The sequence below is a fragment of the Chitinophagaceae bacterium C216 genome (assembly GCA_028485475.2).
Classification (GTDB): domain Bacteria; phylum Bacteroidota; class Bacteroidia; order Chitinophagales; family Chitinophagaceae; genus Niabella; species Niabella composti.
Window position 1 is genome coordinate 1,102,180 of record CP144143.1, and the last position, 22,115, is coordinate 1,124,294.

Consider the following 22,115-nt stretch of genomic DNA (forward strand, 5'->3'; position numbering starts at 1 on the left):
AGTGAGATGAAAGGATAATTATTTTAATGGCAATTTTTATACATTAATCTCTTTTTCTATGTCATCTATAAATGAAGTGCATTGCTGTAAGTCGAGTGTTTTATTTTCCATAGTGGTGAAATTGCACTTCCCTATAGCTTTATAAACAGGGTGTTCTGCGCCTAAAGGCGAAAAAGTTGATTTTAATCTGTGTAATATCTTTTTAACTTTTCCAATATCCTGCTGCGAGAAAGCCTCTATAAGTTCTGCCTTATCCAGTTCCCACTGGTTTTTCATTGCCTGTACTACTTCTCCAACAGTATCAGGGTCATTGCCTACTAATTCATACAAATAGTTAAGAGTATGGTGGTTGTTATTCTGAATATTCTCCAAATAGCTTGCTGTGGTTTTAATAAGCAATTGCTCATCAACTGGTTTTGAAATATAATCGGTAAACCCGGCATTTTTGCATTTTATAATTTCGGTTTCCGATACATATGCTGTCATTGCAATTATAGGAGTAGAGATCTGTTTTTCGTTACGGAGAATGCCAATGGCAGTATATCCATCCATTTCTGGCATTTGTATATCCATAAAAATTAAATCGAATGTTTCTTTTTCCAACAGATTTACTGCTTCCAGGCCATTGTCAATGATTTTCGGTTTTAATCCGTATTTGCCAAACATATGTTTTAACAGAATCTGATTGGCTTTATTGTCCTCAACAATCAGCACCTTTCCTTCAGGTAATTTATCGATTGTTATGAAGGATTGTTCTTCTGATACGGGATTGGTATTTTTCTCCAGAATACAAGTGAAATTAAATTCGGAGCCTTCATTTACTTCACTAAAAACCGAGATAGTGCCACCCATTCTTTCCACCAGATTTTTGGCAATCGTAAGTCCGAGGCCTGTTCCTCCGTATTGTCTTTGCACACCTTGTTCCAGTTGTTCAAAGCGCTCAAAAATGGCAGCTACTTTATCTTTAGGAATGCCGATACCGGTATCTTTTACCGTAAATCCTAGTTTATAATATTTATCATCTTCATCTATCCATACCACATTGGCGGTGACTTTTATCTCTCCTTCATTGGTGAATTTTATGGCATTCCCAATTAGATTCACGAAGATTTGCTGTAATCTTTCGATATCGCCAATGACATGCTCCGGTACTTTGGATTCGATGTAAGAGGAATAATGCAGCCCTTTTTCATTAATGGCATTTGAAAACATTCTCTCCAGCCTGTTAAACAAATGATACAGATTGAAAGGCTTATGTACCATTTTAAGTTTGCCTGCCTCAATTTTTGATAGATCCAGTACGTCGTTTACAATGTTGAGTAAGTTTTGTGCTCCGGACCGTACCATGTCTACATATTCTCTCTGCTGTTTATTTAAAGGGGTATCTTTTAAAAGATTCCCGAAACCGATAAGGGCATTCAGCGGGGTCCTTAATTCATGGCTCATATTGGCCAGAAACTCATCTTTAGCATTCTTACTTTTTAGAGCTGCTTGTTCTGCAGCTTGTAGTTCCGCAATCAGTTTTAATTGTTGGGATTGTCTTTTAATAATGATGGTTGACATTACCAGTATGGTAATAATGGCAAACAATGCAAGAATCTTATTATAGAGTGAAAGCTGACCGGCTTGCTCCGAGTTTCGCGTGAGCGTTTCTTGAAGATTCTTTCTTAGAAAAGCCTGTAGTGTAAGACAATTGGCGTATACCTTATCTCCAGGACTTACTTTGTATAAAGAATCGATTAGCTTATTTTTTTCCTGCACATTGCCACTAATATGTGTATTTAAAATAGACTCTGAAATATTCAATTGTTCTTCAATAATATTTCTAATGATATTTGAAATCTCATGACTATTAGATGAAGTGTAAGATGTAATAATATCGGTATTATAACCCAGCATAGTGAGCGAGTCTTTCAGCTGGCTTATTCTGGTACTATTTACCTTTAAATTGCGATCTTTGAATTTGCTCTGTAGGTCGAAAGACAGGTTTACAAGTTCCTGTATACTATTGTTAATGAGAAAAGTTGCAACAGCTTGTTTGTTTCCTTCATTCAGCGCTCTTGTGGATTTGTTTGTAAAAAATTGTGTAACTACAAAGAGGGCTATTAAGGCGAGCGCCAAGACAACAATCGAAAAGAAAGAATATTCCTTATTTTTTGCCATACTTATAATAACTGTAGGGTCTTCAGTAGAGCATCGCGGTAGGATTCAGAAATAGGAATGGGATGATCATGTATGTACACGACCCTGTCTTCTATGTAATCGATCTTATTTAAAGCTATGATATAACTCCTGTGGGTGCGAATAAATTTGTTTGAAGGGAATTTATCTTCGATAGACTTTAGGCTTCCATGTACTACATAGCTCTTCTCTGGCACATAAATTTTGATGTAATCTCCTTTGGCTTCAACCCAAAGGATATCGTTCATATCTATCTTACGAATGATCTTATTGTCTTTTACGAAAATGAAATCGCTAGAGGTTTCTTTGCTAATCTCAACATTTTTATGACTGAGAAGCTCCTTCGCCCTTTCAATGGACAACATCACTCTAGCTAAGGAGAATGGTTTTACAATGTAGTCGACTACATTTAGCTCGAAAGCTTCGACAGCGTAGCCTTGTTTGGCAGTAGTGAGGATTGTGAGGGGTCTTTCGTTCAGCATTCTCAATAGCTCCAACCCACTGATATCGGGCATTTCAATATCTAGAAATAATATATCGACGGGGTTGCTTTCGATATAACTCTTCGCGCTTAGGCCATTGTCAAATTCCGCCAAAATATGAATGCCTTCGATTTTGGATAGAATTTGTTTAAGTAGGACCCTTGCTACCTGATTGTCATCGATAATAAGACAATTTAAAGGGCGTTGCACCATCGCTTTTTCTGCTAATTTAAGTATTCGTGGTTACAATATAAAATTAAAAGGCCCTGTATATTTACAGGACCTTTCGTAATATGTCAAAAGTATTGTTGAAGCTAAATTACTTTGCTTTGTACTGAGGTATCAATGTGTTGGCAAGTTCTACCATTTTTTGGATACCCTCTTCAGGAAGATTACCTTTCTTGAATTCAGTCAGTACATCTGGGAGTTTGTTTTCCATTTCCATTAAGAAGTGTTCTTCAAACTCTTTCACTTTGTTTACCGGAACTTCTTTCAGCAGTCCTTGTGTACCCAAGTAAATGATAGCAATTTGCTTTTCTACTGGGAACGGAGAATACTGTGCCTGTTTCAGAATTTCCACGTTGCGAGCACCTTTGTCAATTACGTTCTTGGTTGCTGCATCGAGGTCTCCACCGAATTTAGCAAAAGCTTCCAACTCGCGATAAAGCGCTTGGTCAAGTTTCAGTGTACCGGCCACTTTTTTCATCGATTTAATCTGCGCATTACCACCTACACGGCTTACGGAGATACCTACGTTGATCGCAGGGCGGATACCGGATAGGAACAAGCCTGATTCTAGGAATATCTGACCATCGGTAATGGAGATTACGTTTGTAGGAATGTATGCAGAAACGTCACCTGCCTGAGTTTCGATGATGGGAAGAGCAGTCAAGGAACCGCCTCCTTTCACCAGATGTTTGATAGAATCCGGCAGGTCGTTCATGTTTTTAACGATTTCGTCGTTGTTGATAATTTTCGCAGCTCTTTCCAGCAGACGGCTATGCAGGTAGAATACATCACCAGGATATGCCTCACGTCCTGGAGGACGACGTAACAGCAGAGACACCTCACGGTATGCTACCGCTTGTTTAGAAAGGTCGTCGTAAACGATAAGAGCAGGACGTCCGGTATCGCGGAAATATTCTCCTATAGCAGCACCGGCAAAAGGTGCGTAGAACTGCAATGGAGCAGGGTCAGAAGCAGAAGCAGCTACGATAATGGTATAATCCATGGCGCCATGGTCTTGGAGTGTTTTCATTACTCCGGCAATGGTAGATGCTTTCTGCCCAATGGCTACGTATATACAGTATACAGGTTTGCCTGCCTGATAAAATTCTTTTTGATTGATAATTGTATCTATTGCAATAGCTGTTTTACCGGTTTGGCGGTCACCGATGATGAGCTCACGCTGTCCGCGACCAATAGGAATCATGGCATCGATAGCTTTGATACCGGTTTGCAGCGGTTCTTTTACCGGTTCACGGAAGATTACGCCAGGGGCTTTACGCTCCAATGGCATTTCATATAGTTCTCCGGTAATAGGGCCTTTACCATCGATGGGCTGCCCCAGCGTATTTACTACACGTCCTACCATGCCTTCGCCTACTTTGATAGAAGCGATTTGACCGGTACGACGTACTTTGGAACCTTCTTTAATATCCTTGCCTTCACCCATCAGTACCACACCTACGTTATCCTCTTCAAGGTTTAACGCAATGGCGCGTACCCCATTTTCAAATTCAACTAGCTCACCATAGCGAACGTTTCCAAGTCCATATACACGGGCTATGCCATCGCCCACTTGAAGTACAGTTCCTATTTCTTCTAAATCGGCATGAGCATTAAAATTGCTTAACTGCTCCCTTAGTATGGCACTAATTTCGTCGGGTTTAATTTCAGGCATATATATTCTTGTTTTAAAAATTTATTGTGGTTGCTGCAATACAGCGTTTTTTCAGGCTGCAAAAGTAGGCAATCGGAAGTTTATAACAAAAAAATGTACAGGCATTCAAGCGGGATGAAAGTATTTTTTTATTTAATATGATAAGTTGCTCATTTTTAGTAGGTTTATGAAAAATTTCGGAGCGATGGGAGATTTGCCAAGTGGAGCCTGATTTTTAACCTAAGGAAAATACCATCAAAAATGGAGGGATGAAATGTTTTTGAGGCAAAATCCATTTGTAAAGCTGCTCATTCCTTTTGCATCGGGCATTCTCATTCAGTGGTACCTGCAGCCGCCGGGCAAGATAGGAGTCTTGATTCTATTAATTGGGGGAACACTTTATAGCTTTTTTTCTTTATTAAAAGGGTTTGCGAGATGGAAGTATAGTTGGCTGAGCGGTGCCGGACTAGGTGCTGCTATGCTCGCAGTAGGGATGTTATTGGCATATACCAAAGATGTCCGCAATCACCCTTTATGGATGGGGCATCACTACAGCGCAGAGCAGGCTATTGTGGCCGTCTTACAGGAGTTTCCTGTAGAGAAGGAACGCTCTTATAAAGCTGAAGCTCAAGTGCAATACTGTATTGCGGAGGATAGTAAACAAAAAGTAAGAGGGCGTATTATTATTTATTTCAGCAAAGACAGCTGCAATGCTCATTTAAAGGCAGGCGACCAACTACTTTTTCAAAAGTCGTTGCAGGAAATTCGTAATACAGGTAACCCCGGAGCATTTGATTATAAAAGGTATGCACTTTTCAATGAAATTACCCATACCATTTATCTGACAGATACGGAATATGTAAAGCTCTCCGAAAACAATATTTCGGCTTGGAAGAAGCTGATTTTCAAGATGAGAAGCTATGTGCTGCAGACCATCCGCCAATATATCAAAGATCCGAAGGAGCAAGGTTTGGCCGAAGCGATGCTTATTGGATACAGAGAAGACTTAGATAAGGAACTATTGCAGGCTTATACCAATACCGGCGTGGTGCATGTAATTGCTGTATCAGGGATGCACCTAGCGATGCTGTATTGGGTTATCAATATCGTATTGCAGCCTTTATTAAGAAAAAGTACTACCCGATGGCTGCACACCCTACTTGTACTGCTCATTTTGTGGAGTTTTGCGTTTGTAGCTGGGGGAGCGGCTTCTGTGGTACGAGCAGCTGTAATGTTTACCTTTATTACGATAGGCAGACAAATTAATCGCAATACCTCTATTTATAATATCCTTGCAGCTGCGGCCTTTTTTCAGCTTTGTTATAATCCTTACTGGCTGTGGAATGCAGGCTTTCAGCTTTCCTATATGGCGGTGTTGAGTATTGTAGTGTTTTATAAACCGATTTATAATTTACTGTATGTACGAAACGAAATTTTAAATAAAGTATGGCAACTAGCATCAGTAAGTATGGCTGCACAAATACTTACTACGCCTCTGGCGCTTTACAACTTTCATCAGTTCCCCATTTATTTTTTACTGGCCAATCTGGTAGTGGTGCCGGCATCCAGCATGGTACTCGTGGGCACACTGTTGCTCACAGTAATAGCACCCGTTCGGCTGTTGGCAGTAGAGATGGGTAAGATTCTTGAAGGATTAATATGGTGGCTGAATTCATTTATTGAAATAATGGGCACCTTTCCTTTGGCCGTATGGTCGGGAATACAGATAGGTGTCGGGCAAACAGTATTATTATATATTGTTATAGCAGCAATGTTTTTTTGGCTGAGAGAAAAAAATAAGGCGGGCTTATGGACAGTGCTAGCCGCCATATTTCTTTTTTGGGCCATAAGAGCCTGGGCTATTTATGAGGTAGACAGGCAACGTAAAATAGTAGTATATCATATTCCCCGCTATGGTGTGATGGACTTTATTGGTGGAAGAAATTTTTATGCAGTCGGTGATAATGCAGCCTTTCAGGATTTTGCGGTGCAAACATTTACCCTGCATCCGGCCCGCACTTTTCAGCGCGTGCGTCGTTCGGAGGTGATGGCAGGATTTTCTCGCCATGGAAATGCCATCATTTTTCAGGGCAAGAAGGTTTTATGGATAAATGAAGCACTTAATGAAACCAATCTAAGTGGCACTATACCAGTTGATATTGTAGTGTTTTCGGGCAATACTCGCATAACAACTGATAAATTTTTTAACCACCTAACTCCAAAGCATATTGTAGCCGATGGCTCTGTGCCGGCGGGGAAAGCACGCTATTGGAAGCGCGTTTGCGATTCATTACAGGTGCCTTTTCATTATACAGTTGCGGATGGGGCTTTTGTCATGAATTTTTAATAGCGTACTTTTGCGGCTCATTTCTCAAAATCATGAATAAAAAAATTCAATCAGCACTCATTTCAGTATTTTATAAAGACGGTCTGGAGCCTATTGTAAAAGAGTTAGCCCGTCTGGGAATTACCATCTACTCCACCGGAGGAACGCAAAAGTTTATTGAAGATTTAGGAGTTCAGGTGGTGCCGGTGGAAAGTCTTACCACCTATCCTTCCATTCTGGGCGGCCGTGTAAAAACCTTACATCCCTCTGTGTTCGGAGGTATTTTAGGCAGACGTGATGTGGAAACCGATGTGCAGGAAATGGCTCAATACAAAATTCCTGAGATTGACCTAGTGATTGTGGATTTGTATCCTTTCGAAGAAACGGTAGCTTCTACAAATGATGAGAAGCAAATCATCGAAAAGATAGATATAGGTGGACCATCCATGATTCGTGCGGCTGCGAAAAACTTTAAAGATGTGTTGGTAGTGGCTGCTAAAAAAGATTATGCCGCTGTAACCGAACTGCTGCAAACCCAAAACGGCGAAACTACCTTAGAACAACGTAAAGCCTTTGCTGCAAAAGCATTTGAGATAGTAGCCCACTATGATGTAGCTATTTCTAAATATTTTAATACTAATAATCCGGAAGCGGAATATTTCCTCCATTCAGAGCCTAAGCCTAAAACCATGCGCTATGGCGAAAATCCGCACCAGCCTGGCGTGTTTTACGGCGATTTGGAACAATTGTTTACTCAGCTGAACGGAAAGGAACTCTCGTATAATAACTTGGTGGATGTAGATGCTGCCGTGCAGTTAATTGCTGAGTTCCCGCAGGGTGGAGATGTGGTATTTGCCATCATTAAACATACCAATGTATGTGGGGTTGCTGCTCGCAAAACTACTGCCGACGCTTGGAGTACCGCTTTACTGGGCGACCCGGAAAGCGCATTTGGCGGCGTGTTGGTGACCAACGGTGTTGTGGATGAGCATACGGCTAATGCCATTAATGAAATCTTTTTTGAAGTGCTGATAGCTCCAGGCTTTGAAGAGGCTGCTCTTAATATTCTAAAGTCAAAGAAAAACAGAATATTACTTCAATTAAAGCAATTGCCTCAATCCAAAGAACAGTTCAAATCAGTACTTAACGGAGTACTGGTACAGGCAACCGACCAAGGTAATTATACCGATTGGAAAGAGGAGGGAGGCAGAGCTACTACTGAGCAGGAAAAAGCTGATCTGGAGTTTGCCAACATCATTTGTAAGCATCTGAAGTCGAATGCTATTGCATTAGTAAAAAATAAACAGCTAGTAGGTAAAGGTGCCGGACAAACGAGCAGGGTAGATGCCGTGCGTCATGCCATTGAAAAAGCAAAGCAATTCGGATTTGATCTGAACGGCGCTGTACTGGCTAGTGATGCATTCTTCCCCTTTAATGATAGTGTGCAGATTGCGCACAAGGCAGGAGTAACAGCTTTCATTCAACCGGGCGGTTCCATCCGCGATAAGGACTCAATCGATTATTGTAAGGAAAATAACCTAGCCATGGTACTTACCGGTATGAGACATTTCAAGCATTAAATCGTTACTGATAATCTCATTGAAAATAAATAGCCCCTTTTTCTTAGGAGATAGGGGCTAAATTTTTTATCATCCATATATTGCAGGTCACATGTCCCGATTGACCCATAGGGTGGTCGAGATGCGTAAACCCAAGCTTTTCATACATTTTAACGGCCCCCGAAAATTGAGGAAGGCTTTCCAGATAAAGCTGTTTGTATCCCATCTCGATGGCGGATTGAACACTTTTTTCCATAAGTGCTCTTCCTACACCCACACCTCGGGCTTCTTTTTTCAGATAGAACTTTACTAGTTCTGCACAGTCTGCCGGTAAGCCTTCGGTAGGGAAAATGCCGCAACTTCCTACAACCTCATTATCTACTTCCGCAACCCATAATACGGAGCGAGGGGTTTTAAACAAATCATACAGGTTGTCTGTTCTTGGATCTGTATAAACGGTACCTGGTCGAGGAGCATTATACTCGTCAAATGTGTCACGTATTATTTGGGCGAGTATAGGGTTGTTAGATTCTTTGATCTTTCTGATTATCATCTTATCAGTATAACAATTTAAAAGTTTAGAAGGTTATGTTTTTATTACCAATCTATAACGCATGTATGACAGTAAATGCAGCAGAATTTATAAAAAAATTATATGTATGGGCTGTAATCCGCATGCATGCCAAGATTGCAAAAAAACAACCAAAGTTTCTCACATCATGTGTATAACAACTTTAGAATTTCTCTTTTTTATGCGATTAATTTGTATACACATTAGGGATTTGCTACCCGAGTGCAATTGGTTCTCCGATGCTGTAATATGCGGTGCACAAGGGTGGATGCCGATGAGAAAGAGAGTACAAATCTTACTGTAAAAAATAAGAATCTAATAAGAAGGGATCGGCTGTAAAGCTTGGTTTTTTTGAAAGCCTGTAAGGCTTAAGGTACTTCGTCGCCCTAATATATTTTAAAAAACTGCCGAAAGGCATAAATGATTTAGATATGGGACTGTTTGATAAACGTGTTAATTACAAGCCTTTTGAATACCCGGAAGTACTGCAATTTACCGAGGCAATTAATAAGTCGTTCTGGGTACATTCCGAGGTGGATTTTACTGCCGATACGCAGGATTTCCACAGTCACCTTACCTATCCGGAGCGCAATGCGGTAAAACGGGCTTTGCTGGCTATCGCCCAAATAGAAGTAGCCGTAAAAACATTCTGGGGCAATCTGTACAATCATCTTCCCAAACCGGAACTGAATGGACTGGGTAGCACCTTTGCCGAGTGTGAGTTTCGTCATAGTGAGGCGTATTCTCGTCTGCTGGAAGTGCTGGGGTATAACGATGAATTTGAAGAACTCATTAAGGTTCCGAGTATCAAACGTCGTATCGACTATTTGTCGAACGTGTTGCGAAACACCAAATCCAACGATAAGCAGGAGTACAGCCTCGCTCTGATTTTGTTTACCATTTTGATAGAAAACGTATCCTTGTTCAGCCAGTTTGCTATTATACTTTCCTTTACCCGATTCAAAGGCTGGATGAAGAATGTAAGCAACATTATTGCATGGACTTCGGTGGATGAACAAATTCATGCTAATGCGGGTATTTATCTTATTAATAAAATAAAAGAAGAATATCCTGAAGTACTGAACGACGAAACGCTGTCTCGCATTACCGACATGGTAAAAGAGTCTATCGAAATTGAGGAAGAAATTATAGAATGGATCTTTGAAGAAGGTGACGTGGATATTCTCAATAAGAAAGATCTCATCAATTTTATCAAATATCGTGTAGATGATAGTTTGAATAAAATAGGCATGTCCTCCATCTATTTTATCAGCCCTGAGCAGTATCGCCCGATGCGTTGGTTCGAGGAGGAAGTATTTGCCAATAGTCTGGACGATTTCTTTGCAAAACGTCCCGTGGATTATACGAAGCACGATAAAAGCATTACAGCAGACGATCTGTTCTAATGCCATTGTATTCAGAAAGGTGGAAATGCCGGTAATTTATCGGATGGGAGAGATGAATACTGAAAGAGCTGCTTGCCATATAAACTCATTATACAAACGTGTTAAAATCTTAAGAAAATGGAAGTATTGGAACCAATAATACAGAATGCACCGGTTACAGAGAAGATGTGGTGGAAAAATGAAGAAAGTGAACAGATTCTGAACCGTGGTTATCTGCTGAAGGGTGAAACCGTAGAAGGAGCTATTGAACGTGTATGTACGGCTGCAGCGCAACGTTTGTATAAGCCCGAGCTGAAAGAGGCATTCATGGAAATGGTGGAGCGTGGTTGGATGAGCCTGAGCTCTCCGATTTGGGCCAATATGGGTACCGAGCGTGGGCTACCCATATCCTGCTTCAACGTGCATGTGCCTGATAATATCGAAGGCATTACACATAAATTGGGTGAAGTAATCATGCAGACCAAAATCGGGGGCGGTACATCAGCCTATTTTGGTGAGCTGCGTGGCCGTGGTAGCTCTGTTACTGATAATGGAAAGAGTAGTGGGGCGGTAAGCTTTATGCGATTGTTTGATACGGCGATGGACACCATCTCTCAGGGAGGTGTACGCCGCGGGGCTTTTGCCGCATATCTGGATATCGATCATCCGGATATTGAAGAGTTTCTGCAGATTAAAAGTATCGGCCATCCAATTCAGAATCTTTTCTTTGGTGTGTGCGTACCTGATTATTGGATGCAAGATATGATCGACGGCGACAGACAAAAAAGAACCATTTGGGCTAAAGTACTGGAAAGCCGTCAGGAGAAAGGGCTGCCTTATATATTCTTTACTGATAACGTTAACCGTAATAAGCCGCAGGTATATAAAGATCAGAATTACATCATTAAGGCCAGCAATCTTTGCTCCGAGATTATGCTGCCTTCAACAGTTGATGAGTCCTTTATATGCTGCTTATCTTCATTAAACCTGGAACTCTACGACGAGTGGAAAGATACCGATACTGTGCGTTTGGCCATCTTCTTCCTCGATGCCGTGCTGCAGGAGTTTATCAACAAAACCGAAAATAATTATTATCTGGCCAGCGCCAATAGATTTGCAAAACGCCACAGAGCCTTAGGATTAGGTGTGTTAGGGTGGCATTCCTATTTACAGCGCAACATGATTCCCTTTGAAGGTATGCGTGCGAAACAGCTTACGGCACAGATTTTTTCTGATATTAGAGAAAAGGCTGAAAAGGCTACGGCTGATCTGGCACGCATTTACGGAGAACCCGAATTACTGAAGGGTTATGGGCGCCGTAACACTACCTTGCTGGCTATAGCTCCTACTACTTCTTCTTCGGCTATTTTAGGACAGACCTCACCCGGTATCGAACCCTTCAACAGTAACTATTACAAGGCTGGTCTCGCTAAAGGTAACTTTATGCGTCAGAATAAATATTTGAAAAAACTGCTGGCCGAAAAAGGGATCGATAATGAAGATACATGGCGCAGTATTATGCTGAATCACGGAAGTGTGCAGCATCTGCCCCAACTGACTACTGAAGAGAAAGCCGTGTTTAAAACCTTCAGAGAGATTAGTCAGTTAGAGATTATTCAACAGGCTGCTATTCGCCAGAAATATATAGATCAGGGACAAAGCTTGAATCTTAACATTCCTAGTAACCTTCCGGTTAAGGACGTGAATATGCTGATTATTGAAGCCTGGAAATTGGGAATCAAAACGCTTTATTATCAGCGTAGCCAAAGCGTTTCGAAAGAGTTGGTTACAAGTTTGGTAAGTTGTACAAGTTGCGAAGCCTAAAACATTTAACAACCCGGCCTTAAGCCGGGTTTTTTATTGCTGCTTACAAAAGATGAAACCCTCTTAACTTGTAACTTTGCGATGCCTGTAAAACGCGAGGGCCTTTGAGTAACACATGTTCAGACATCGGGGAAAAAGCAGAACAATCAGTCATAACAAAAAGATAGCTTCCCTGCTATCTTTTGTTGCAGGTGTGGTAAACGTTACTGGAGTTTTATCTGTACAACGTCTTACTACCAATGTTACAGGTCATTTTGCCTTTTTTGTTGATGAAGTATTTAGGCTTTAGTTTTCAAAAGGCTTTGTTTATTTTTTTTATGTATTTTGTTTTTTTCTGGGTGCCTTTGTTTCCAGCTTTATGATGGAAAGCATGATGAAGCGCGGCGATCGTTATATTTATGTGTTACCCGGTTTATGTGAAAGTGCTATTTTGTTAATGGTTGCCCTATGTGGTCCCACCTTTACGATGCAGCATCCTAATTTTATTGCCTGTTGGCTGCTTTTTGCAATGGGCTTGCAGAATGCACTGGTGACGCGAATTTCCGGTGCATTAGTAAGAACCACTCACCTCACCGGACTTTTTACCGATCTGGGAATTGAAATGTCGCAGTTATTCTTCTATAAAAAGAAAGAACAAAAAGAGCGGCTGTTTTCGGTAATCCGCTTGAGATGGCGCATCATTTTATTTTTCTTTATCGGTGGCATAGCGGGTGGCATACTCTATTCGTATATGAGGATTTATGCGTTGGTAATACCGGCGCTAATACTGCTGGCGGGATTATATTACGACAGTGTAAAACTTCAATTGATTAAATGGAAACGCCGATACGACGCCAAGGATAAGGCGTAAATTTTTATACTGCTTCTTTTTCAAACTGCATTTTGTGTAAACGGGCGTAGTAACCGCCTTTGGCCAATAATTCTTCGTGGGTGCCCATTTCTTTTAATACGCCTTTGTCCAATACCAGTATTTTATCTGCTTTGCGAATCGTACTCAGACGGTGTGCAATGACAATAGAAGTGCGGCCATGAATTAGTTTTTCTGTGGCCCTCTGTATCAGTATTTCACACTCCGTATCGATGGATGAGGTAGCTTCATCTAGTATTAAAATGGATGGATTGTACAATATGGCACGAATAAACGATAGCAGTTGTCTTTGCCCCAAAGACAGTGTAGCTCCACGTTCTTTTACATTATAATCGTAATTGCCGGGTAGTTGCATAATGAAATCGTGCAGATCGATCATTTTTGCAGCGGCGATCACCTGTTCCCTAGTGATATTGGGATTACGCAATGTGATATTGTCCATGATAGACCCTGAGAATAAAAACACATCCTGCAGCACCACACTGATGTTTTCACGAAGATATTCCGGTGAGAGCCTATTAATGTCATATCCATCAATCTCTATCCGACCTTTTTGGATATTGTAGAAACGAGTCAATAGGCTGATGATGGTAGTCTTGCCACTGCCGGTATGGCCTACAATGGCAACGGTTTCTCCAGGTTTAATTTCAAAGCTCACATCTTTCAATACCCAATGCTCATCTACATAAGCAAAGCTTACGTTTTGAAAGCTGATTTTTCCCTGCATACGAGTGGGCGGCTGTAAGTAGCCGCCTTGCGGAACTTTTTCTTCATCATCGTTATCCAACACTGTGAAAATGCGGTCACTAGCGATCACACCCATCTGAACAATGTTGAACTTATCTGCAATCATCCTTAATGGTCTGAACAATAAATTCAGACAAAGGATAAACGAAACAATAACACCTTGCTGGCTTTTTTGCAAATGCAATGCTTCTTGAGCAGTGTACCAGACAACTAATCCTATAGAAAGGGCCAATACAATTTCAATTACCGGAAAAAATACCGAATACGCAAATATGGCATTGATATTGGCATTACGATGCTGTTTGTTAATTGCCCTGAATTTTTCAAACTCATTCTTTTCTGCGGTGAAAGCCTGTACCACACCCATTCCGGAGAGATGCTCTTGTGCGTAGGCATTTAATCTTGCTACAGCATTTCTTACTTTAAAGAATGATTTGTTGATGCTTTCCTTAAAGTAGTACGTAGCAATAATCATGATGGGGAAGGGAATTAACGCAATGAGCGTGAGTTTCCAATCCACCCAAAACATGTAGGTAAGCACGCAAACAATGGATAGTAAATCGGCAATAATAGGGATCAACCCGTCGGAAAAAATTTCGTTAATAGATTCAATATCGTTGATCGTGCGTGTGGTAAGGGTGCCAATAGGTGTTCTATCAAATTGTCTCAGGTTAAGCCCCAGAATTTTTTTGTATACTGCTAAACGCATATCTTTTACTACGGCTTGCCCCAGCCAGGCTGTTGTAAAAGTAAACGCAAAGCGCATTACGGTTTCGATAAGTATAATCCCTATCTGAATGATCGTAATGTATACGACCATTTCCTTTAAGGACTGCGCTATGTATTTATCTACCGTAAGCTGAATGAGCATGGGTCTTACGGGGGTAATAAGGGCCAGTACAATTGCCAGCACTACCGACCAATAAAACCTTGCTTTGTACGGTGCCGCATATTGAAAAATGCGCCGCAGTTTGCTGAGATCAAAAAATGATTTTTTATTCTGCATTAAAATGTACCGCTATCGCCGGTTTAGTTTACAAGTTACTACATTTCTTCTTCTCCGGTGGCCCTTTTATACGCTTTGATAAACAATGCTCCCAGATTTTTATAAGGAGGAATGTAGTCTTCCATACCTGTAATATGTGCTGCGGCACGGAACTCTTTCCAGAAAGGTATCCAATCAATATCCTTACGCTGACGCAGATTTTCTAAGAATATGCGGATGAACGGAAGATTAATGTCCCGATAGCCGGTTTGTTTGGAAGATATAATATGAGCATCGGGAGATTTTTTCAAGATAGAATCAATCAGGAAAAAGCCTCCGCAGGATCCCATGAATACTACGCGTGATGTAGGTGTAATATAACTTACACTGGTAGGCGCGTGATAGCTGTGCCCTCTGTGGAAAGTAACGGTAGGTGCAAGGTTATTTTTTTCCAAATATTCCTGCATAGCGTTCTGCGCTACATAATCCTGGTCTTCTGTATTAGGTAAAGGTCTATTGGCGAATACGTATACAGGAGCTCCGCTGGTAGTTTTAGCTACCACAAATTTACTATTGCTCTGATCCAGCTTCCATTTGGGGTCATTGGCAAAGGTGCGCACAAAAATGTCAAAGTCCATCATACCATCCTCATCACCATAAAAGAACATTTGAGTAATGACTTCCCCTTTTTCGTTGGTGAAACTCTGGAATGGGATATTGTATACCGGAGGGATACCCAACTCTTTGGTCAAATCGATGTTTTGTTTAGGATCGGCAGAGAGGAAGAGCTTGTACAGAATATTATAAATAGCAATACCTCTTCGGTTGTTGGCTTTCAGATTGCGTTCGTAATTAGCCTTTACGTTTTTTAGCATCTGATTAGCCAACTCGGGCATGGTTTCGTAAAGGCTGGCATAAGAGTCGGCTACATCTACGCCGTCTTCCAGTCCTTTGGTTTTTTCCAAGCCGTTTACAAAGGCGGTCATTAAATCACTAGCATCTTTCTTATTAGGAAATGTTGAAAAGAAGGTTTTTAATGTATTATATCCTGCAGCCTGGCGGATAAACTTCCTGTAATGATCGAATGATACGCTCATCAGCAGAGAGTCTCCTCTATTGTTGATTTTGCTCATCATGAGCGGAAATACCCCCTGCGTATAGCTACTGGTATAAATCAATCCGTCAGAAAATACAGCCAGATAATATAGTTCTTGAGCAGTTAAAGGTTGCAAACATTTGAAGCGAATGGCGTTGGGCGATTCGTGTAATGCATTAATTTCATTTACGAACTCATCATTACCCTTTCTTTGCAGACGTGCTGTCAACTCTTTAAAACCAATGGCGATATCCCCGTTCAAGGCACGGCGTGCGTAATCCATCTGTGTTTTTACAAGCAGACGATAATATTTCAGCCTATCATCTTTGGCAGCATCCAGTTCGGCAATAGTAATTTTACCCTTCACTAGGTTGTCTAGGAATGGAAAATAGATTTGCCCGCTTTTCATTTCTGATAATTCTACTACCGTTTTTACGAAGGTATCCTCTTTAATACTCTTGATTCTTCGGCTCAGAGCATTACCTGCCTGTGCATACGAATAAAGTTGTTCAGGATACTGCCTGCCGATTGCTTTTATAAGGCTATCGGCATGTTTGGAGTCGGGATATTTGGAAAGTTCCTGAAATGTTTTATCGGGATATTGTGCTGCAAATTTTACAAGTAGTAGGTCTTTAAGTTCATTATAGCTGGGGTTTTCCTCAAAAATCCGCGGTAAAGTAGCCGTATAGGCTATATCGTAAGGGAAATGCTCAACATAAGGGATGATTGATTTTTTTTCGGTATTTACTTCAATGAGCTTTTTGTAAACCGAAAAGATTTGTGCAAAATGTGAGGGATTTACTTGTCTTTTTAGCCAGCCCTGCCGCATGTGACGCAAAATATTAGCTAGGCCTACCAGATAGCCCGATTTGAGACGGGCATCAATTTTAGAATCGGTTTCTATCATGAACCTGATTGCATCTACCTGATGATTAATGGCTTGTGTAGCTAGTTGGGCTATATCGAGATTGCTTTCGATGGTAAATTCATTATCCATCTTACCATCGCTACCTAGCAACAATTGTTTTTCCTTCACAATATTATCATGAAACAACTGCCGGTTGATGGGAATGTTGATTTTAGGTTCGTTGGAACCCTGTGCAAAAACTCCGGAAGCAATACCTAACGAAATAAATATATTCAACAGTGCCTTTCCACTCATAATGCTAATATTAATCGTAATGACAAAGGTAACCCGATATATAAACGTAAAAAGTTAAAAGATGGTTGAAGACATAATAGGGTTGCGTAAAAGCAGTCGATATCCACTACTTTTTACAACATTCAATAATATTTGTCTTCAATGGACTTATTAAATGCGAGAATAGCTGAGTTGCGGGTATTTTTTCTGAATTAAGGCAAATACACCAAATAGCAGTGCAGCGTAGAATAAATCGCCTAGATAAGCGTTCAGGAACAGCTCGCTACTCATGGTATTATAAAAAGGCAGCGCTCTCAGGTAGGTTGTACCCAAAGTAAGCCCGGGTTCATACAAAATAGTACCGGCTGCAAAATGATTTCCGAACCACACTCCAAAATTAGAAAGCACCCAAAATATTGTAGAACCAGTAAGTGAGTAACCTAATATTTTTACAGTTTTAGGCTGATGTAGGCTGGTGCCCAATAAAGTAACCAGCAGCATGCTAACGTATACAAAAGCCTGAGAAATAAGTACAAAAGGTTGTGAGAAACTATATATCCCCATTTTTCCAGTCATCTGCAAGGCTATATCAGAAACCAGATAAGCGGCAATGGGCACTAAATAGGCCTGCCATTTGTTTTGAAACATAGCTCCACCGAACAGCGCCATAGCTACTAATGGTGAGAAATTATAGGGATGCGGCAGTAGTCTGCTTAATGCCGCTAAAACTATCATTACAACGATAATACGAGTGCGCATGCTTATCTTGTTCATGAGCCGGAATTTTATTTGTATGGCTACAAAAGTAAATAGTTTTATAAATTTACAATATAATTAAACATCTGTTATGAAAAATATAGTTACGACTGTTGTTTTAGTGTTGTGTGGCTTGCTCGTTCAGGCACAACCTCCTGCAGGTCCTGCCAATCCGGGAGATACCTATGGAAAGAAAGTTACAGCGGAGCGAACTTTAAAAGCTGTGGACTTTAATAAGTTACTTTCCCAAAAAGATACTATTGATGCCAAAGTAGTTGGTAAAGTATTGTCTTCCTGTCCGAAAAAGGGATGCTGGATGAATGTAGAGCTGGATGATAAGAGTACTGTTTTTGTTCGCTTCAAGGATTATGCATTTTTTGTACCTACTGATATTGTAGGAAAAACGGTAGTACTGGATGGTATCGCTACACAAAAAGAAGTTTCTGTGGCTGAACTGAAACATTATGCACAGGATGCCAAAAAAAGTCAGGCTGAAATAGATGCTATTACTAAGCCCGAAAAGCAGGTAAGATTTTTGGCCGACGGTGTTTTGGTGGTGAAATAATTTATCTGCCGAATAATGCGAAAAGAGGAATGTAGCCAAAAATGCATTCCTCTTTTGCTTTTAGATAAATGGGTTAAAAGAGCCACACTATCATGCAGTATAACAGTACGTCAATAATAAATATCTTAGCGGCTAAACACCAAAGACATTTTAAAAATTATATTCCATGTTTAGAAAAATACTTTACATCTGTATCCTTATCGTAAGCAGCATACATCTTAGCCAAGCTCAAGATATTGTGTGGGCTCCAGATGGCAATGCTTATTATCAAGCAGAAGAGGGAAATATTGTAAAATATGTGTTGCCGCAGCAAACATCTACGGTGCTTGTGGCTAAGGAAAAACTCATTCCAGCAGGGGCATCAAAGCCACTTGCAATAAGAAGCTTCACCGTAAGCTCTGATGAGCAAAAAATAATGATATATACCAATACTCAACGCGTATGGCGCAATGATACCCGCGGCGATTACTGGGTCTATCATATCAGCGATAAGAAATTGCATCGGTTGGGCCGCACACTACCTGCCTCATCTTTAATGTTTGCCAAGTTTTCTCCTGATAATACCAAAGTAGCTTATGTGTCGGAATATAATATCTACGTAGAAGATTTGGCCACAGGAGTCATCAAACCGATGACTATAGGTGGAGATCGGAAGCACATCAACGGTACTTTTGATTGGGCTTATGAAGAAGAGTTTTATTGTCGCGATGGTTTTCGTTGGTCGCCCGATAGTAAAAAAATTGCTTACTGGCAAATTATTACAGGCGATACCAAAGTATATCACATGGTCAACAACACCGATTCAATTTATCCTAAGCTGATACCTATCGAGTATCCCGTAGTGGGAGAAAAACCTTCTTTATATAAAATCGGTGTGGTAGATATTGAGTCGGCTAGTACCAAATGGATGTCCATTCCTGATGATCCTACATGGGGCACCTATCTACCTCGTATGGACTGGGCAGCCAATAATACCGAGCTTATCATTCAGCAGCTGAACCGCCAGCAAAACGAGAGCCGACTGATGCTGTGTAATGTGCAGAGTGGGGTGTCCAAAGAAATATACAAAGAGCAGGATGAAGCATGGATTGACATTATGCCTTTTTGGGATCATGATTATGCCAACAAAGGTTGGGATTGGCTAAACGACGGGAAGGAATTTTTATGGGCTTCAGAAAAAGATGGTTGGCGTCATTTGTATCGTATTAGTCGCGATGGCAAAAAAGAAACCCTTATTACACCCGGCACATATGACGTAATGGATATTTGCGCAATCGATGAAAAAGGAGGGTACATTTATTTTATGGCCTCGCCCGAAAATGCTACACAGAAATATCTTTATCGTACGTTGCTGAACGGAAAAGGTAAGCCGGAGAGAATTACGCCGGCCGACATGTCGGGGACTAATAATTACCACATTTCGCCCAATGCAAAATATGCGTTGCATCAGTTTACCAATTATTATGTGCGCCCTATATCCGCGTGGATTGAGCTTCCGTCACATAAAAGTTTGAAAGCAGCCAATGAGGTGAGCCAAGCTATTGCCCGTAGTGCAGCCAACAAACCAAACCTAGAGTTTTTGAGGATTACTACGGAGGAAGGCGTGGAAATGGATGCCTGGATGCTGAAGCCTCAGAATTTTGATAGCACTAAAAAATATCCCATTGTATTTTACGTCTACACCGAGCCGGCAGGTCAAACTGTGCAGGATAAATTTGGTGCAGGGTATAATTTTCTTTACAAAGGAAATATGGCTGCCGATGGTTACATATACGTGTCTATAGATAGTAGGGGGACTCCTGTACCTAAAGGCCGTGCATGGCGTAAGGCGCTGTATAAAAACATTGGAATTTTGAATATTCGTGATCAAGCAATGGCTGCTCAGGCTTTATTTCGTATGAAGCCTTATATCGATACCAGCCGTGTTGCAGTTTGGGGATGGAGTGGTGGAGGTTCTACTACTTTAAATCTGTTATTCCAATATCCCGAAATTTATAAAACAGGTATCGCCGTAGCGGCAGTAGTAAACCAGCGTACCTACGATAATATTTATCAGGAGCGTTATTCAGGTGTGCCTCAAATGGATGAACGTCCGTATATAGAAGGATCACCGCTTACACACGCAAAAAATCTAAAAGGTAACTTGCTGTACATACACGGTACCGGCGACGATAATGTACATTACAATAACGCCGAAATGCTCATCAATGAATTAATCAAACATAATAAGCAGTTTCAACTGATGAGTTATCCCAATCGTTCGCACAGCATATCGGAAGGACAGGGTACTTGGGAGCATTTATCAACCTTGTACACTAATTATCTGAAACAGCACTGTCCGCCCGGAGCGAGATAGTATTATATATTGTGTTTGCGTCGTTCTTCCCACAGTTCATTGAACGATTTTGGGGGAAAGCGGAGGGGGCTGCGGTCTTTGGTCCAAGCCCCTGCAAAAGTGTTTATTAGTGTACTTTTCAGCCCGCCGTTGCCCTTGTTCATCAGCTTGCGTTTCAGCATGGCGGTTTTCCATACTTTCCACACCATTCTTTCGGAGAACGATGTGTGGCCTTGCTGTTGTGCTTCATGACGGTTTTCGAGGAGCAATTCGTGCAGGTTGATTTTTACTGCACAAACTTCGGTACAATTACCACAAAGCGATGACGCATGGCTTAAATGCTTCCATTCTTTCATCGGTTTCAAATGGGGTGTAATTACCGAACCGATAGGGCCGCTGTACGTGGTGGCATAAGTGTGTCCTCCAATATTTTTATAAACCGGGCAAGCGTTCAGACAGGCACCACAACGAATGCAGTATAGGGCTTCTCTGGTTTTCTCATTGGCCAGAATATTTGTACGACCGTTATCCAGCAGGATCACATACATTTCTTCCGGGCCATCTGCTTCTCCCGGCTGACGTGGTCCCGTAATGATAGTGTTATACGATGTAATACGCTGACCGGTACCATATGTAGCTAGTAGCGGCCAGAATAAAGCTAAATCACTGAACGAAGGAATTACTTTTTCAATTCCGGCGATAACAATATGGGTTTTAGGCATGGAACAGCTTAGCCTTGCATTGCCTTCGTTTTCGGTAACGGCAACTCCTCCTATATCTGCAATAATGAAATTGGCGCCGGTCACACCTACTTCGGCTTCGGCATATTTTTGTCTGAGTTTTTCGCGGGCTACCAATGTCAGCTGTTGCGGGTTCAGTGTAGGATCTGTTCCTAGTTTTTCGGCAAACAATCTGGCAATATCTTCTTTGCTTTTATGCATTGCCGGTGTTACGATATGATAGGGCGGCTCGCCTGCTAATTGTTGAATATATTCTCCGAGGTCGGTTTCCACACTCTCAATACCGTTTTCTTCAAGATGCTGATTGAGGTGGATTTCCTCGGTTACCATGCTTTTGCTCTTAACGAGCGTTTTGCAATTTTTTTCTTTACAAATGGCTACTACTGCTGCTGCAGCCTGCTGAGCGTTTTCGCACCAGATTACTTTGGCACCTCTTTGGGTAATGTGATACTCAAAGTTCTCCAGTTGTTGGTCCAGAGTCTCAATGGCCTTCCACTTGATGTTCTTGGCGCGCTCGCGAGCTAGGTCTAGGTTGATATATTGTTTTTTCCCTCCGGGAACTGCTGCATTGTACTTACCGATATTAAAATTGATTACTTCTCGGTGAGCCCGGTCGGCTGCTAATTCTTTACTTTTTTTATGAAAGATGTCGGATGTTTGTGACATGTTTTT

14 protein-coding genes and 1 pseudogene are annotated in these 22,115 nt (G+C 41.2%); 7 read left to right on the top strand and 8 right to left on the bottom strand.

What is annotated here, in order from left to right:
* Positions 1 to 36: 36 nt before the first annotated feature.
* From PIECOFPK_RS04530 to atpA, 3 genes are all read right to left on the bottom strand, one after another.
* Entirely contained in the window at positions 37 to 2,163 is a 2,127-nt protein-coding gene (locus PIECOFPK_RS04530) for an ATP-binding protein (RefSeq protein WP_409966617.1), read from the bottom strand.
* A 2-nt stretch (positions 2,164 to 2,165) separates the two neighbouring features.
* Complete coding sequence (locus tag PIECOFPK_RS04535) at positions 2,166 to 2,876, bottom strand: LytR/AlgR family response regulator transcription factor (protein ID WP_409966618.1); 711 nt, start codon at positions 2,874 to 2,876, stop codon at positions 2,166 to 2,168.
* A 106-nt stretch (positions 2,877 to 2,982) separates the two neighbouring features.
* Positions 2,983 to 4,566: a F0F1 ATP synthase subunit alpha gene (gene atpA / locus PIECOFPK_RS04540; RefSeq protein ID WP_330973225.1), complete on the bottom strand. Its 1,584-nt coding sequence runs from the start codon at positions 4,564 to 4,566 to the stop codon at positions 2,983 to 2,985.
* 253 nt (positions 4,567 to 4,819) lie between these two features.
* Between atpA and PIECOFPK_RS04545 the strand changes: the two genes are divergently transcribed.
* The gene (locus PIECOFPK_RS04545) at positions 4,820 to 6,892 is read left to right on the top strand and encodes a ComEC/Rec2 family competence protein (RefSeq protein ID WP_409966619.1); all 2,073 of its coding nucleotides are present in this window, start codon (positions 4,820 to 4,822) and stop codon (positions 6,890 to 6,892) included.
* A gap of 32 nt (positions 6,893 to 6,924) precedes the next feature.
* A complete protein-coding gene (gene purH / locus PIECOFPK_RS04550; RefSeq protein ID WP_409966620.1) occupies positions 6,925 to 8,451 on the top strand; it encodes a bifunctional phosphoribosylaminoimidazolecarboxamide formyltransferase/IMP cyclohydrolase in 1,527 nt (508 codons plus the stop codon).
* Positions 8,452 to 8,494: 43 nt separating this feature from the next.
* On the opposite strand, the gene PIECOFPK_RS04555 is transcribed toward purH, so the two are convergent.
* Positions 8,495 to 8,983 (bottom strand): GNAT family N-acetyltransferase, encoded by a 489-nt coding sequence (locus PIECOFPK_RS04555; RefSeq protein WP_409966621.1) that lies wholly within the window; start codon positions 8,981 to 8,983, stop codon positions 8,495 to 8,497.
* 449 nt (positions 8,984 to 9,432) lie between these two features.
* Here PIECOFPK_RS04555 and PIECOFPK_RS04560 point away from each other — a divergent pair, with 449 nt between their 5' ends.
* The 3 genes and pseudogenes from PIECOFPK_RS04560 to PIECOFPK_RS04570 all read left to right on the top strand — a co-directional run.
* On the top strand, positions 9,433 to 10,407 hold the full coding sequence (locus PIECOFPK_RS04560; RefSeq protein ID WP_409966622.1) for a ribonucleotide-diphosphate reductase subunit beta: 975 nt from the start codon (positions 9,433 to 9,435) through the stop codon (positions 10,405 to 10,407).
* A gap of 117 nt (positions 10,408 to 10,524) precedes the next feature.
* A complete protein-coding gene (locus PIECOFPK_RS04565; protein ID WP_409966623.1) occupies positions 10,525 to 12,210 on the top strand; it encodes a ribonucleoside-diphosphate reductase subunit alpha in 1,686 nt (561 codons plus the stop codon).
* A 313-nt stretch (positions 12,211 to 12,523) separates the two neighbouring features.
* Positions 12,524 to 13,060, top strand: a pseudogene (locus PIECOFPK_RS04570) (YoaK family protein); the annotation flags it as partial.
* 4 nt (positions 13,061 to 13,064) lie between these two features.
* On the opposite strand, the gene PIECOFPK_RS04575 reads toward PIECOFPK_RS04570, so the two are convergent.
* The 3 genes from PIECOFPK_RS04575 to PIECOFPK_RS04585 all read right to left on the bottom strand — a co-directional run bounded on the left by PIECOFPK_RS04575 (position 13,065) and on the right by PIECOFPK_RS04585 (position 17,821).
* Entirely contained in the window at positions 13,065 to 14,831 is a 1,767-nt protein-coding gene (locus PIECOFPK_RS04575; protein WP_409966624.1) for an ABC transporter ATP-binding protein, read from the bottom strand.
* A 38-nt stretch (positions 14,832 to 14,869) separates the two neighbouring features.
* Positions 14,870 to 17,068 carry a hypothetical protein gene (locus PIECOFPK_RS04580; RefSeq protein ID WP_330973233.1) on the bottom strand — a complete coding sequence of 733 codons (2,199 nt, stop codon included), beginning with the start codon at positions 17,066 to 17,068 and terminating at the stop codon, positions 14,870 to 14,872.
* A 150-nt stretch (positions 17,069 to 17,218) separates the two neighbouring features.
* The gene (locus PIECOFPK_RS04585; RefSeq protein ID WP_330973234.1) at positions 17,219 to 17,821 is read right to left on the bottom strand and encodes a DUF6580 family putative transport protein; all 603 of its coding nucleotides are present in this window, start codon (positions 17,819 to 17,821) and stop codon (positions 17,219 to 17,221) included.
* A gap of 73 nt (positions 17,822 to 17,894) precedes the next feature.
* On the opposite strand from PIECOFPK_RS04585, the gene PIECOFPK_RS04590 reads away from it, so the two are divergent.
* Complete coding sequence (locus tag PIECOFPK_RS04590; RefSeq protein WP_330973235.1) at positions 17,895 to 18,368, top strand: DUF4920 domain-containing protein; 474 nt, start codon at positions 17,895 to 17,897, stop codon at positions 18,366 to 18,368.
* Between the two features lie 166 nt (positions 18,369 to 18,534).
* Entirely contained in the window at positions 18,535 to 20,724 is a 2,190-nt protein-coding gene (locus PIECOFPK_RS04595; RefSeq protein ID WP_409966625.1) for a S9 family peptidase, read from the top strand.
* A 2-nt stretch (positions 20,725 to 20,726) separates the two neighbouring features.
* Here PIECOFPK_RS04595 and PIECOFPK_RS04600 read toward each other — a convergent pair whose 3' ends face one another.
* Positions 20,727 to 22,109, bottom strand: coding sequence for a LutB/LldF family L-lactate oxidation iron-sulfur protein (locus PIECOFPK_RS04600; RefSeq protein WP_409966626.1), 1,383 nt, complete (start codon positions 22,107 to 22,109; stop codon positions 20,727 to 20,729).
* Positions 22,110 to 22,115 lie beyond the last annotated feature (6 nt).

What these genes read in the sequence shown, in the direction of transcription:
- PIECOFPK_RS04595 (WP_409966625.1), top strand. Translation starts at nt 18,535, where the DNA reads ATGTTTAGAAAAATACTTTACATCTGTATCCTTATCGTAAGCAGCATA.
- PIECOFPK_RS04565 (WP_409966623.1), top strand. Translation starts at nt 10,525, where the DNA reads ATGGAAGTATTGGAACCAATAATACAGAATGCACCGGTTACAGAGAAG.
- PIECOFPK_RS04530 (WP_409966617.1), bottom strand. Translation starts at nt 2,163, where the DNA reads ATGGCAAAAAATAAGGAATATTCTTTCTTTTCGATTGTTGTCTTGGCG.
- PIECOFPK_RS04600 (WP_409966626.1), bottom strand. Translation starts at nt 22,109, where the DNA reads ATGTCACAAACATCCGACATCTTTCATAAAAAAAGTAAAGAATTAGCA.
- PIECOFPK_RS04535 (WP_409966618.1), bottom strand. Translation starts at nt 2,876, where the DNA reads ATGGTGCAACGCCCTTTAAATTGTCTTATTATCGATGACAATCAGGTA.
- PIECOFPK_RS04555 (WP_409966621.1), bottom strand. Translation starts at nt 8,983, where the DNA reads ATGATAATCAGAAAGATCAAAGAATCTAACAACCCTATACTCGCCCAA.
- PIECOFPK_RS04580 (WP_330973233.1), bottom strand. Translation starts at nt 17,068, where the DNA reads ATGAGTGGAAAGGCACTGTTGAATATATTTATTTCGTTAGGTATTGCT.
- PIECOFPK_RS04590 (WP_330973235.1), top strand. Translation starts at nt 17,895, where the DNA reads ATGAAAAATATAGTTACGACTGTTGTTTTAGTGTTGTGTGGCTTGCTC.
- PIECOFPK_RS04545 (WP_409966619.1), top strand. Translation starts at nt 4,820, where the DNA reads ATGTTTTTGAGGCAAAATCCATTTGTAAAGCTGCTCATTCCTTTTGCA.
- PIECOFPK_RS04585 (WP_330973234.1), bottom strand. Translation starts at nt 17,821, where the DNA reads ATGAACAAGATAAGCATGCGCACTCGTATTATCGTTGTAATGATAGTT.
- purH (WP_409966620.1), top strand. Translation starts at nt 6,925, where the DNA reads ATGAATAAAAAAATTCAATCAGCACTCATTTCAGTATTTTATAAAGAC.
- atpA (WP_330973225.1), bottom strand. Translation starts at nt 4,566, where the DNA reads ATGCCTGAAATTAAACCCGACGAAATTAGTGCCATACTAAGGGAGCAG.
- PIECOFPK_RS04560 (WP_409966622.1), top strand. Translation starts at nt 9,433, where the DNA reads ATGGGACTGTTTGATAAACGTGTTAATTACAAGCCTTTTGAATACCCG.
- PIECOFPK_RS04575 (WP_409966624.1), bottom strand. Translation starts at nt 14,831, where the DNA reads ATGCAGAATAAAAAATCATTTTTTGATCTCAGCAAACTGCGGCGCATT.